We start from the raw sequence: 13,636 nt of genomic DNA on the forward strand, positions 1-13,636 counted from the left end.
CTATGATGTATGTGTTTGTTTATGATATATAAGTGGTCTTAAACAGGTAGCTTATAAAAATAAAACGGACGTCTCAAATACATGAGACGTCCGTTTGGTTACCAGTTTTGTTGATCAGAAGTTGGTACTGATGATAAGGTTATTTCTGTCGGCCGTAGCAAAATCCATCGGCAGAATACCATATCTGCCGTGTGTATTGTTGGTGAAATAGGTGTTGAGCTGTGGATTGATGGCATTGGAGACGGTCGTGATGCTGGGGATACCAAAAATCAGTGGTTTGTAGCCGCTGGTGAAATTGATATACAACGTTGACGGGGAGCCTGTTTTGGCTTCGTTTAGCAGCGTGGTGATGCCGGACCATTTATTGTTGTTATCAGGCACCTGATACTGGTCCTGTACGCGCAGGGTGGAGCTGCTGTTGTTGATGGTAAAAGTGGTGTTGTCTGCCCAGTTGGTCGCTTCGATGCCTTTTGGCGTAGCGGACGCACCGAATCTTCTGAGCAGTACGATTTTACCGCGTACATCGCCCAGATTGGGAATGGTATTAGACAGATACCACTTGCCCGGTTGTTGGGCGGTGTAGCTGTCAAATGTTTGTTCGAAACTTCTGGTGTTATTGGTAGCGTCGTACTCTTCTTTCACGCTCATCACAATGGTTTCTGTGGGGTTGGCGGAGAGGAAGGCGTAGCAGGCTGTCACCACATCATTGAAGTTCATGTTTTGATAGATGCTGCCGTGGTGTATGGCAAAGGCATCACCGATGTGTCGGCACCTGATATCGAGAAATCTGATACCGGCGTCCAACTGTTGCGCAATGGTGAGTTCCTGGCATTTGGCGGTGCCGCCTATCGGCTCAAAACGTGCGCCGCTGTCGTGGGTGCCGGGGATGCTGATGGTCGCCAGGTTGCGGTCATTCGGGATGGTGCCCATCCAGCTGTTGAGCGAAAAGGCGGGGGCGTTGTTGCTGATAGCTTGATTGTCAGCAGTAACCTTGCCCGGCCGGGTGTTGTCAATAAGATCTTTTTTACAGCCAAACAGGCCACAGATGGCAATTGCCAGCAGGAGTTGAGGGTGTTTCATGGGAACGTTTGTTTGTTTAAAGTGAGCAAAAAAAATGTAGATTTTTATTATCAGATACGTGGAATTAATAATTTGTTAATCGTTCGGCAGGTGATGTTACGATAGCCTACCGGAAACATCGCTGCAGTTTGACAGCTTTGGGGTAAATTTGTTCTAAAAGCGCGCAATGGACACGGGGGATACTGCTCATCTGGTCAGGGTATATGACACGCTGCATTTTGTGGAAGAGAACTACAGCCGGCTCATTTCCATCAAAGAGCTGGAGAAGGTATCCCACTATTCGTACAGGAATATCCAGCGGATATTTAAGTATACCTGTGGAGAGACCATCGGCGCCTATCAGCAGCGGCTGAAGGTGGAGAATGCGTACAAAATGATTTTGTATACCCGCGAATCGCTGTCCTCTATTGCCCTGGAAGTAGGCTTCGCCACCGTAGCTTCCTTCTCCAAGGCGTTCCGGCAACATTTTGGCATGGCCCCCAGCGAAGCGAGGGAGCGTAAACTACCACTGCTGGCCGGAGCGGCCATTGTTCCCCGGGAAATGGAAGAACGGCTGATGCCTGATATCATGTATGTGCCGCCGGTAACGGTGTATTACCAAAGCGCTTTTATCGATTATAACCATGAAGATGTAGAGGCGCTGTGGGAGCGGTTTATGTCCCATCAGTTTACCAACGCCGGAACGGAGTTCTATGGCATCGTGGCAGATGAACCACTGATACGGGAAAGCCTGAAATGCCGGTATGACGCCTGCGCTTCGGTGCAGGCGGCCAAAGGGAAGCTGCCTTCCAAAACAATTCCCGGCGGTAAATACGCCGGATTTATACATTACGGCAGCTACGAAACCATAGAAGATACTTATCAAAAAATTTACGCCGGCTGGATACTGGACACTCACCTCGAATTCGCCCCCACGCCGATCATCGAAAAATATATCAAACACCCCGATAATACTGCTTCTGTAGAAGAACAGGAGACGGCCATATGGTTGCCGCTTCAGTAAGATTGTCAATTTTGGACAACAGAACGGATGAACGCTGCGATAGTTTTGTGCTATCAAAATTTTAGCAATTAATGACAACTAAAATGACAACAACATTCATGGTCCTGTCTGCACTCCTGATGTCCTGCGCCAAAGAGGACACCGGCACACCTGTGGCCCCGGCTGATACTACTGCCGTTTTGTATAAAATGCCTGAAGAAGCGGCGCCACACGAAGGCACGTGGTTGCAATGGCCACATGAGTACCAATATGGCAGGGCCTACCGCAACCGCCTCGATGCTACCTGGATTGCCATGACACAAGCGCTGGTACCGGGAGAGAAAGTCCACCTCATCGTGTATGATCAGGATGAACGGGAGCGGGTCACCGAATTGCTGCAAACAGCACAGGTACCGATGTCCAATGTGGACTTTACGATCAGTCGTACCGACGACGTATGGGTGCGTGACAACGGTCCCATCTTCGTCAGAGACGGCAACGGCCGGCTGGTGATGGAAGACTGGGGCTTCAACGGGTGGGGCAACAAAGCTGCCTTTCAGAACTGCGACCAGATACCGGGCGTGATAGCCGCCAATAGCGGTATACAGCGGGTAGACCTGAACAACGTGATGATCAACGAGGGCGGAAGCGTGGAAATGGATGGAAACGGCGTGTTGATGGCCTGCAAAAGCTCTATTCTGAATAAAAACCGTAATCCGGGCATGACACAGCAGCAGGCAGAAGCGCTGTTCACCAAATATTTGGGCGTTACCCGCTTCATCTGGCTGGAAGGACGTGCCGGCCTGGATATCACCGATATGCATATCGACGGGTTTGCCAGATTCGCTGATGCCAATACGATCATCACCATGTCTGAGGAAGATCTAGACTATTGGCAGGTGCCACCGTCGGATATCCGCAACTTATACAGCGCGGTCAACAGGAATAATGCGGCCTATAAGTTCGTGAAGGTACCGCTTACGAAAAATAACGTGGTGACTACTTACGGGAAGAATGTAGGGAAAGGATCTTATATCAATTTCTATATCGCCAATAATATCGTGCTGGTGCCCAATTACAATGACCCCAACGATGCGGTGGCGAATAGTATTATTCAGGCCCTTTATCCGGGCAGGAAAGTGGTGGGCATCGATTGCCGTAATCTGTTTGCCAATGGAGGCATGGTACACTGTGTGACCCAGCAGCAACCCAGATAGTGCCGGAAATGATCAGCTATGTTTAAATAGCTGAACGATCAGCTCCACCAGCATACTGGCAAAGAAAATAACTGCTTTCAGGTTTTTTCTGACATACTGCATGAGAAGAAGTTTTGATGGATAGTCTGGTTGTTCTCTATAATGGCAGCCCGCGGGCATCTTTAGGATAACAGGAATTCTCCCAACGGGGGAATTCCTGCGTTTTACCAATATACAAAAAACTTCAATAAGTACAAAGGCTGTTAATTTCATTAACTTGGACGCTATGCAGCAAAAACAATTCATCATAGAGGGAAGCCGGATCAATGATATTCCGGGCTTCTATGCGGAAATAAATCGTTTGTTCATGACCGGCGAGGACTGGCAGCTGGGCAACAGCCTCGATGGCTTCAACGATTTGCTGCACGGTGGCTTTGGCGCCATCGACGGAGAGGAGCCTATAGCCCTTGTCTGGAGAGATATGGCACATAGCAGGGAAGCATTAGGGGTGGCCACCACCCGGAAGTATTACGAAGAAAAATTAAGGCCGGAATTACCTTTCAACAGGGCGCATTTTCAGGAGAAGCTGGCGGAACTGAACAGCGGCAAAGGGCAGACCTATTTTGACATATTGATGGAGATCATCGCAGAACACCCCAATATTACGGTAGTTCCCCTGTAGCTGTTTCTTTTGAATGACGATACCACCCACCACCGGAAAACCCATAGCAGTCAAACCGTTCAGGGTAACATAAAATTAATTTGGTGACCGTGCCGGTAAACAGTACTTTTAAATAGATTTTTACCGCCCCAATGTAGTCAGATATCGCCGATTATTCCACCGGTAGTTCAATGAATGTTTTTGTGATTTTATCAGATGTGACCATACTCAACGGTAAGGAGTAGTTTAATTTCTATACCCAATAAACCCCTGTAACTATTATGCAATTACCCCTCGATCAGCTGGCCGAATCGGAGAACCGGTACGCGACCCTGAAACAAGCTCCAACCAGAGAAACGCCGGAAGAGGTGATGCCGGCAGATGTGCCCACCAGTGTGGTAGCAGGCAATATCCTGGGTGCCGACGAAAACATGCAGCGAAGAAAACAAATGCTGGAAACCATTAATCAGGAGCCGGTAGATTTTGCCTTTGAACGGGCCATTGGTAAAAATGATTCGGTTTACAGCAATTTTGTGGAACTGATCGGCATCGCCAAACAGCGGGTGGGGCGTATTGCCATTAAGCAGGGCAGTAAAAATGTGGGTTATGCCACCGGCTTCATGGTGTCTTACAACCTGCTGCTGACCAACTGGCATGTATTTAAAACCAAAGATGAAGTGGCCGATAGCGAAGTCCAGTTTTTCTATGAGCTGGATATCCATGGTTCTCCGGGCAGTGCGGTAGCATTTGCGCTGGACGTCAACCGGTTTTACTATTCCTCCAAAGAACTGGATTATTGTTTTGTGGCGGTGGCGCCGATAGATACCACCGGAAAGCGCAGTATCAATGACATCGGTTTTCTTTTCCTCGATCCCTCTCTGGGCAAACTGGGTAATGAAGACGAGGAAGCGCTTAACATCATTCATCATCCTGATGGTGACTATAAACAGTTGTCTATCCGGGAAAATCTCTTCGTAAAAATTGCGCCCACTTCTATCTGGTATAAAACAGATACAGCGCCCGGCAGCAGTGGCAGTCCGGTCTTTAACGACCAGTGGCAGGTAGTGGCCCTGCATCATATGGGCGTGGGGCAGAAAAATGATGCCGGTGACTATATTGACAAAGACGGGAAAGTGATTCCTATGGTCAATGGTACCATTGATGCATCGCGGGTGGTATGGATTGCCAATGAAGGCATCCGGATCAGCGTGATATTAAAAGACATGGCCCTGAATTTCCCGCAGGAGCCGCTGGTGAAAGACCTGGCCGCTCCTAAGATGACAACATTGACAGCCACCCAGGTTAAAATGCCTGAGCAGGAAAATATAACCCCTTCGATCACCCCTAAAACCTCCGATATGGAAACAAACAATCCTTCCGCTAATGTCAATATTTCCTTCCCGGCGTCGCTGATAGAGCGCAATGGTGTTATTAACATTAATATCAGCCAGGGTGCAGGCATACAGCCGGCGGCCGCTCCGGCGCCAGCAGCGCTGACAACTGCGGAAGCGGACTTTGAGGAAGTGAAAAAGCTGGAGCAGGAAACGGATTTCTCTGCCTGCAAAGGATACCTGTCCACTTTTTTAGGTGGCGGTCTTAATATCGCTATGCCGCAGCCGCAGGGCGCTTTGAAAAAATTTGCAGCTAAACTGGATGGCACCGACAGCATTGTGCTGAAATATTACAACTACAGCACTATTCTGCATTCCGTGAGAAGAATGCCGATGATCAGCGCTATCAATGTAGATGGAGACCCGGCTAAACGCCTCGATAACGCCAAGCGGAAAGATGTGTGGCTGCGCGATAACAGGTTGAGTTTCGATCTGCAACTGGACGATACCTACTATAAGAACAGCGGTTTCGACAAAGGGCATATGAGCCGCCGCGAAGATGCCGACTGGGGCGCTACCGCAGACGATGCCAAACGTAATGCCGATCTTACCTGTATGTATACCAATGCGTGTCCGCAGGTGGCCACCATCAACCAAAGCAGCCGGAAAGGCCTCTGGGGTATACTGGAGAAAGTGGTGCTGGAGAAAGGAGCAGAAGCAGAGGAAGGGAAAACAGCCCGTATCTCCGTCTTCAACGGGCCAGTGTTTAAAGAAGACGACCGGGTATTCAGAGGGGTACAGGTGCCGGTAGATTTTTTCAAAATCGTACTATGGCTCACGGATGACGGCGATCTGAAAGCCACCGCCTTTAAATTGTCGCAGAAAGCGCTGGTAGAGGATATCGACTGGGAGCAGCTGGACCTGGACCAGAATGTGGAGTTTAAGGAGTACATGTACAGTATTGAGGCGCTTCAAAAAGAGACGGGCATTGATTTCTCCGCTATTATTCCTTTTGATACGTTTGAAGGAGATGCCGCGGAAATCACTTCCACAGAGATGTTGGCTACTCATCTTAAAAAACACAATACACACAGCACGCAGAAAGTGTAAAGCTGTAGCTGTTGATCGCCCGCCAGGTCTTTACGGATGCTGGCGGGTTTTTTGTGCCTGTTATTGTCCTGAAAAAAAATAATTGTAAAATTGACAAATATTTTATTTCTTTGGATCAGTTTAACACGAATCGTTATAATTCCACGTCATGCCAAACAAATTTACCCGTCGCTTTATTAGTATGCTGGGTCTGGTGGCCTCCCTGGAGGCCGCTCAGGCGCAGCATAAAGTCACCTTACATCCCGAAGCGCCGACACAAACTATCAACCGCAATATCTACGGACATTTTGCTGAACATTTAGGCAACTGTATCTATGGCGGATTTTATGTGGGAGACACCTCCAACATCCCTCATGTCAATGGGGTCAGGAAAGATATCATCGCTGCTTTAAAAAACCTGAAGGTCCCCAACCTGCGTTGGCCGGGCGGTTGTTTTGCGGATACCTATCACTGGAAAGACGGCATCGGTCCCAAAGACAAGCGACCTACGATCGTGAATACCTGGTGGGGTGGCGTTACAGAGAACAACAGCTTTGGCACGCATGATTTTCTGAACATGTGCGAGGAGCTGGGGGCAGAGCCTTATCTGGCGGGCAACGTAGGCAGCGGCACGGTGCAGGAATTGTCTGACTGGGTGCAGTATGTCAACTTCCCCGGAAAAAGCCCGATGTCAGACCTGCGGCAGCAAAACGGCCGGCAGCAACCGTGGAAAGTCCGTTACTGGGGCGTGGGCAACGAAGCCTGGGGCTGCGGCGGCAATATGAGGCCGGAGTATTACGCGGACATCTTCCGGAAATATGCCACCTTCATGAGCGGCAATACCTTCAAGATCGCTTCCGGCGCCAACTCCTCCGATTATAACTGGACGGAAGTGCTGATGAAAAATATTCCGCTGCATATGCTGGACGGCCTGGCCCTACACCACTATGCCGTTATCAACTGGGATAAAAAAGGTGACGCGGTGGATTTTACGGAAGAGCAGTATTTCCAGACCATGCGCAGCGCCTGTTTCATGGATACGCTGGTACGCCGCCATTCTGCCATCATGGATAAATATGACCCGAAGAAAAAAGTAGCGCTGGTAGTAGATGAATGGGGCGGTTGGTATAACGTGCAGGCAGGTACGAACCCAGGCTTTCTCTTCCAGCAAAATACCATGCGCGACGCCATGATCGCCGGCGTTACCTTAAATATCTTCAACAATCATTCCGACAGGGTACGGATGGCCAACCTCGCGCAGACGGTGAACGTGTTGCAGGCGGTTGTCCTGACCAAAGGCGAGCAATTGATACTGACGCCCACTTACCATGTGATGGAAATGTACAACGTACACCAGGATGCTACGCTGATACCGGTGGACGTGCAAAGTGACAACTACACCTACAAAGGTGAGCAGCTGCAGGCGGTTACGGCTTCTGCATCCAAAGACAAATCCGGCGCTACGCACATCTCGCTGGTGAATATTGACGCGGCCAAAGCCCGGGAGATAACGGTGGCCACAGGAGCGGCCTATCATTCCGTTACCGGCCGTATCCTCTCGTCTGCCAAACTGCAGGATTGCAACAGCTTTACGCAACCTGAAAAGATCAAGCCGGTAGCATTTAAAGACGCAGTGCTGAAGAATAATACGGTGACAGTGAAGCTGCCACCATTCTCTGTGGTGGTACTGGAGCTTAAATAGATTTGCATTTTTGTGTCCCGATCATAACTTTGCCGGACAGCTGCTGAAGAAAATCAGTGGTGGGTCCGGCCATTTAATTTCACGTTATGTCAGTATCGTAACCCATCATTTATTCGCTGGCCTGACTTGGCGATTATTGATCAATACCTATGTTTTATTTGCCCTTCGGGACAATGATAGTTTTTTAGTTTTAACTTTCATGGTAATGGATCGGCTGCAGCCGGGAGCTGCTAACGTTATTCCGTAGTTTGGAAAATTTCACGTTGACAATGAAAATATTACTGTAAAACGGCTTTTTCGCACAGCATTCCTATTCAGAAAATAGTCACCACCGGATGCCTCTTTGGTAGATAAAGAGTCATCCTTTTTGTTTTTTTTAAATCCTTTGAAATTGTTTGCTGTATTTAGTTTAGCGTGTTTTGACGCGCAAATAAAACATCACAATCCGACAAATTCATGGTGGTTTTCGGCTGCATAAAGATGGAGATTTACAACAGGTTTTATTTCATCTTTCCGAAAGAAAAACATCAATCAAAATCTAATAGCAGTCACAATGAAAGAAAAAAGTAAAGCGTTCGTAAGAGCGGCTTTGGGGGTGTCGTGTATGTTCCTCTCCATGCATGCAGCTGATGCGCAGCGAATCATCAGGGCCTCCGGTAAGGTGGTAGATGCCAAAGACCTTACGCCGCTGGCGGGAGCCACCATTGCCAGATTAGGGGGTAAAGAAGTAGCTGTGGCCAATAGTGCCGGTATCTTTGAGATCAGGGTGCCGGAAGGAAGCATCCTGAGAGTCTCCGAATTAAGTTATGATAACGCGCAGGTGAAAGCCGACACCAGCATGCTGGTGAAACTGCTATTGTCTTCCAGTAACCTGGATGCGGTAGTGGTATTGGGTTACGGCGTACAGAAAAAGTCTGCTGTATCCGGCTCTATCGGCGTGGTAAAAATGGATGATGTAAAACGGATGGTGCCCACCACCTCTGCCGGTAATCTTTTACAGGGACAGGTAGCGGGTTTGAAAGTAAACACGCCTGCCGGTGTACCGGGTGCCAAGCCGTCATTTAATATCAGGCAGGAAACCACCTTCGACAAAGATCCTGATCATAGAGGGCCCAGTCAGCCGGTGCTTTTTGTGATCGATGGGATGGTCGCCAATGCAGATGATTTTAATAACCTGAGCCCGAACGACATCGATAACGTATCCGTATTGAGGGATGCGGCTGCCGCTGCGGCCTATGGTGCGCGCGCCGCCGGCGGGGTGATAGTAGTCACCACCCGCAGAGGCGTGAAAGGCAAACCGGTCATCAATTACTCCTTTAACACCGGCTTTGATAAACGTACCAAAAACGCACCGCTGACAAGCGCCGTGGAAACAGGTTTGTTGTACAACCGGATCAACCCCGACGCCACTGATTTGTGGTCGCAGCAGGAGCTGGACTTCTTCAAAACAGTGAACAACGGATGGGGATATGATCAGCTGGCCACCATATGGCGCAATCCCTCCACCACCTCCCATAACCTGAATGTCTCCGGCGGAAGTGACAAGGTCCGTTATTATATGGGTGGGTCTATGATCTCACAGAAAAGTTTTGTGGAGAATCTGGACTACAAAAAATACAACCTGCGTTCCAATGTGACCGCTGATATCACGGACCGCCTGCAGCTGTTTGCCGGCCTGGCACTGAATACCACCAACCGTTATTCTCCGCCTACCAAAGACGATTTTAACGACTGGTATGGAAAACTGAGGATATGGCAACCGGAACAACCGGTATGGACCAACGGAGGCCACCCGGTGGACTATGGCTGGATCATGAACATGGGCGCCCAGGTGCGGGGAGATGGCGGCTATAAAAAGAATACGCTGGTAAATCCTACGATCAATCTGAAACTGAGTTATAAAATACCCGGTATCGACGGACTTACCGCCAGCGCACAGTATAACCGCAACTGGTCGAACACCCGGTATAAATATTTTGAGAAGAAATATGATGTGTGGGTGATGAAACGTACCGGCAACAGAATCCTTTCGCTGGATGAAAAAGATCTTGTAGGCTTAAAGAAAACGTATCAGGTCAGCAATGAATACCTGGAAGAGGATTACCGCTGGACAGACTATAGTCAATTGAACCTGCAACTCAGTTACGACCGCACCTTCCATAAAAGGCACCACGTGGGCGGATGGGTGCTGATGGAACAGGCGCAGACCGAAGTGGGCGGCGCTGATGCTTATCGTCAGAATTTTCCGGTGTATACCACAGACCAGTGGTGGGCTGCCAGCAAAGAACCTAACGATAAAGACGTGGATGGCATCACCAATGAAAAAAATGGGCGTAAATCATGGGTAGGCCAGTTCTTCTACGACTATGACGGAAAATACCTGGCTACTTTTTCCTATCGGTATGATGGTTCCTATAAATTCCCGGTGGATTCAAGATGGGGCTTTTTCCCTTCCGCTTCGGTCGGCTGGGTTATTTCAAAAGAAAATTTCTTCCGCAATATCAACGGGGTGCAATTCCTGAAACTACGCGCCTCTGCGGGTCTCACCAGCTCCGATAACATCGACGCCTATCAGTGGATGCAGGTGTACAAGACAGGTGAAAACGCCTACTTCGGTACTTCGCCGGTCACCAACACCGGTATACAATATGGCAACATCACCAATCCGGTGGTTACCTGGGAAAAGACAAAATCCTACAACGTGGCGGTAGACGTGGATTTCCTCCATCATTTTAATGCCACTGCCGAATATTATTTCATCAACACCTACGATATCCTCGCTAAAAGGATACAAACCATTTCTCCCACATTCCCCCGGGAGATGCCTGCGGAGAACTACGGAGAAGTACATGCCAACGGTGTGGAGCTGACAGTAGGATACAATAACAGGATCGGCAACGTCAGGTATTACGTGAATGCCAATGCTTCCTACGGCGGCGCCAAATATATCGTCAAAGACCAGAACGCTACCTATCCGTATCAGAACGAAATTGGCCACTCCACCACCAGAATTGTAACGCGTGTGGCAGATCATATCCTGCGTACACAGTCCGATCTGGACGCCTGGAATGCTGCTCATCCCAATTACAAATATTACGGCATCGCGCCACAGCTGGGACAGATGGTGTATCAGGATATCAACGGACCGGACGGCAAACCGGATGGCATCATCGACGACTGGGACAAAGTGGAGTTGAAACAGAACAACAATCCCATCCTGCTGGGCATTAACCTGGGATTTGAATGGAAAGGTATTTCTGTAGATGCTACCATCAACGGCAACCTGAAACAATACAAATATGTAAATGATCTGGCCAATAATGTGGAATGGAACCGTAACTGGAAGGAGTGGTATACCAACAGCTGGACGCCGGACAACCCCGGCGCTTATCTGCCGCGGCGCTATTCCGCCAATGATGGCAATAAACGGGTGACTACAGATGAAAGTTCATTCTGGCTTACCCGCTCCGATTTCCTGCGGTTACGCCTGCTGAATATTGGTTACAGCCTGCCGTCGAAACTGATCAACAGATGGGGCGTAGGCGCGTTCAAAGTGTACTTCAGTGGTTCCAACCTCTTCGTGATCAGCAAATTCAACAGCGAGTACTACGATCCTGAAATGGGCTCCCATGCCAATTATCCGGTGATGAAGACTTTCAACTTTGGTGTAAACGTTACACTCTAACAGACTAAAAAACGTAAGATGAAACTTATATATAAACTCGGTATCTCCCTTGGATGTGTAGCACTGGCCGCGTCTTCCTGCAGAAAAGGGCTCGACTACGACAACGTGGGGAATATGTCTCCGGACAATGTATGGAAAGACTCCACCATGATCCAGGCATATTTGTCCGACATATACGGCGGTTTGCTACCCAAATGGCCTTTTAACGGCGAAGATGCAGATGAAGGCATTTCCACGCCGAGAGGCCTGGGCGACTATCAGCGTGGCATTATCAGCACAAGCACGACCAATACAAAACTGGATTATCAGTACATCGAAAAAATCAACTACTTCCTGGACAATCTGGAAAAAGCGCCTGTTACGGTGATTTCAGCTGCGCGTAACGGCCGTTTCGCGGCAGAAGCGAAATTCTGGCGGGCATGGACTTATTGGGGGATGGTGAGCCAGGTGGGCGGCGTGCCGCTGGTGCTGCATACACAGGATTTTCTGAACAAACCATCGTTGTTTGTGCCGCGCAACAAAACCTCTGAATGTATTGCCCAGATCGTGAAAGACCTGGACGAGGCTATCCAGGCATTGCCCGCCGCTTACGCGGATGCCGGGCAGGATTATGGGCGTATCACCAAAGTGGCCGCCATGGCTTTTAAAGGCAGGGTACTGCTTACTTATGCCAGCCCGTTGTTTAATCCCAATGGCGATGCCGCCCGCTGGCAATCGGCCTATGATGCCTGTAAAGCTGCGGTTGATGCAGCAGCGAGTGCGGGTCATGCGTTGCATCCCAATTTCCGCAACATCTGGTATCAGGAGCGGAACAAAGAGGTGATCATGGTCAACCAGTTCTCGTACCCCATTCATGCCAATAGTTTCAGGGGCATCAGAGCAGAACCTTTTACCCGTGACGAGTCCAATAAAAACCAGCCGCTGCTCTCTTTGCTACTGGCCTTTCCCAAGCGGGATGGTTCGCCTATGCAGTTTGATAAAAATCAGCTGAATGACCCGGATTACAACACGGCTTTTATGAATGATTTTTATCTCAACAGAGATGACCGGTTCTATGCCACTGTTTTTTACGGCGGCACGCCTTATCCCACCCCGGACCAGATTCCGCCTTCCTATGTGAGTGGCAACAGCTATTGGAACGTATGGAAATATGATGCGGCCAATAATCGGTATACCAATGCGGCCAGCACCATTCATCCGGGCATGCCGGGCAATCAGGGTATCACCGGTTTCTTTGACCGCAAAGGGCTCGATACCACCCTTACCAGCGCGGTGTCAGACCAATCCGGCACCGACTGGCCGGAGATACGGTTTGCGGAGGTGTTGATGAACTACGGTGAATGCGCCAATGAACTGGGTAAATCCGCCGAGGCGTTGCAGGTGCTGTATAGCATCCGCCAACGGGCCGGTATTGCGCCGGGCGCCGGCAATACTTACGGTATATCGGCCGCTACAACAGGAGACATCCGCGAGGCATATATCCGCGAAAGACAGGTGGAATTTGCTTTTGAAGGCAAACGCTTCGGTGACCTCCGCCGCTGGAAACGTTACGATATTCTCAACAGCCAGAGCGGGCGCCATGGCCTGTACATCACCCTGAAAGAAGGACAAATGGTAACCCCGGCTGAAAACATCATGGACGCTGCTACCAGAGCGAAGTTCTCCGCACGTTATATCGACAACCTCGATGGTGACGCCGGCGTAAAATTCAGTCTCGATCTGAACCACTGGTTCTATGCCCTGAAACCTGATCAGATCTCGCAATCGCAAAATGCACTGCAACAGAATAAAGAGTGGGGCGGGGCCTTCGATCCGCTGCAATAATCATTTCCCTCTTTGTAAAAACCGGCAGCTGTTCCATGGCTGCCGGTTTTTGTATGAAACGCAAATGGGTCGAAAATCCTCTTTTT

Annotated in this window: 8 protein-coding genes; 7 read left to right on the forward strand and 1 reads right to left on the reverse strand. The window is 49.4% G+C overall.

The window, feature by feature from the left end; all coding sequences use genetic code 11:
* Positions 1-114: 114 nt before the first annotated feature.
* Positions 115-1,080: a phosphatidylinositol-specific phospholipase C gene (locus tag ICL55_RS03170; protein ID WP_188094587.1), complete on the reverse strand. Its 966-nt coding sequence runs from the start codon at positions 1,078-1,080 to the stop codon at positions 115-117.
* 166 nt (positions 1,081-1,246) lie between these two features.
* On the opposite strand from ICL55_RS03170, the gene ICL55_RS03175 reads away from it, so the two are divergent.
* The 7 genes from ICL55_RS03175 (at position 1,247) to ICL55_RS03205 (ending at position 13,550) form a co-directional block, all read left to right on the forward strand.
* Complete coding sequence (locus ICL55_RS03175) at positions 1,247-2,083, forward strand: AraC family transcriptional regulator (protein WP_188094588.1); 837 nt, start codon at positions 1,247-1,249, stop codon at positions 2,081-2,083.
* A gap of 83 nt (positions 2,084-2,166) precedes the next feature.
* Positions 2,167-3,279, forward strand: a complete 1,113-nt coding sequence (locus ICL55_RS03180) for an agmatine deiminase family protein (RefSeq protein ID WP_188094589.1) — start codon at positions 2,167-2,169, stop codon at positions 3,277-3,279.
* A gap of 265 nt (positions 3,280-3,544) precedes the next feature.
* Positions 3,545-3,940 (forward strand): barstar family protein, encoded by a 396-nt coding sequence (locus tag ICL55_RS03185; protein WP_188094590.1) that lies wholly within the window; start codon positions 3,545-3,547, stop codon positions 3,938-3,940.
* Positions 3,941-4,200: 260 nt separating this feature from the next.
* Complete coding sequence (locus ICL55_RS03190) at positions 4,201-6,360, forward strand: DNA/RNA non-specific endonuclease (RefSeq protein ID WP_188094591.1); 2,160 nt, start codon at positions 4,201-4,203, stop codon at positions 6,358-6,360.
* A gap of 148 nt (positions 6,361-6,508) precedes the next feature.
* A complete protein-coding gene (locus tag ICL55_RS03195) occupies positions 6,509-8,041 on the forward strand; it encodes an alpha-N-arabinofuranosidase (protein WP_188094592.1) in 1,533 nt (510 codons plus the stop codon).
* Between the two features lie 553 nt (positions 8,042-8,594).
* On the forward strand, positions 8,595-11,726 hold the full coding sequence (locus ICL55_RS03200) for a SusC/RagA family TonB-linked outer membrane protein (RefSeq protein ID WP_188094593.1): 3,132 nt from the start codon (positions 8,595-8,597) through the stop codon (positions 11,724-11,726).
* A gap of 18 nt (positions 11,727-11,744) precedes the next feature.
* Positions 11,745-13,550: a RagB/SusD family nutrient uptake outer membrane protein gene (locus tag ICL55_RS03205; RefSeq protein ID WP_188094594.1), complete on the forward strand. Its 1,806-nt coding sequence runs from the start codon at positions 11,745-11,747 to the stop codon at positions 13,548-13,550.
* The last annotated feature ends 86 nt before the right edge of the window (positions 13,551-13,636 follow it).

Origin of the sequence: Chitinophaga varians (genome assembly GCF_014529945.1) — a bacterium.
In the GTDB taxonomy this organism is placed as follows: domain Bacteria; phylum Bacteroidota; class Bacteroidia; order Chitinophagales; family Chitinophagaceae; genus Chitinophaga; species Chitinophaga varians.

What these genes read in the sequence shown, in the direction of transcription:
- ICL55_RS03175 (WP_188094588.1), top strand. Translation starts at nt 1,247, where the DNA reads ATGGACACGGGGGATACTGCTCATCTGGTCAGGGTATATGACACGCTG.
- ICL55_RS03205 (WP_188094594.1), top strand. Translation starts at nt 11,745, where the DNA reads ATGAAACTTATATATAAACTCGGTATCTCCCTTGGATGTGTAGCACTG.
- ICL55_RS03170 (WP_188094587.1), bottom strand. Translation starts at nt 1,080, where the DNA reads ATGAAACACCCTCAACTCCTGCTGGCAATTGCCATCTGTGGCCTGTTT.
- ICL55_RS03185 (WP_188094590.1), top strand. Translation starts at nt 3,545, where the DNA reads ATGCAGCAAAAACAATTCATCATAGAGGGAAGCCGGATCAATGATATT.
- ICL55_RS03195 (WP_188094592.1), top strand. Translation starts at nt 6,509, where the DNA reads ATGCCAAACAAATTTACCCGTCGCTTTATTAGTATGCTGGGTCTGGTG.
- ICL55_RS03180 (WP_188094589.1), top strand. Translation starts at nt 2,167, where the DNA reads ATGACAACAACATTCATGGTCCTGTCTGCACTCCTGATGTCCTGCGCC.
- ICL55_RS03190 (WP_188094591.1), top strand. Translation starts at nt 4,201, where the DNA reads ATGCAATTACCCCTCGATCAGCTGGCCGAATCGGAGAACCGGTACGCG.
- ICL55_RS03200 (WP_188094593.1), top strand. Translation starts at nt 8,595, where the DNA reads ATGAAAGAAAAAAGTAAAGCGTTCGTAAGAGCGGCTTTGGGGGTGTCG.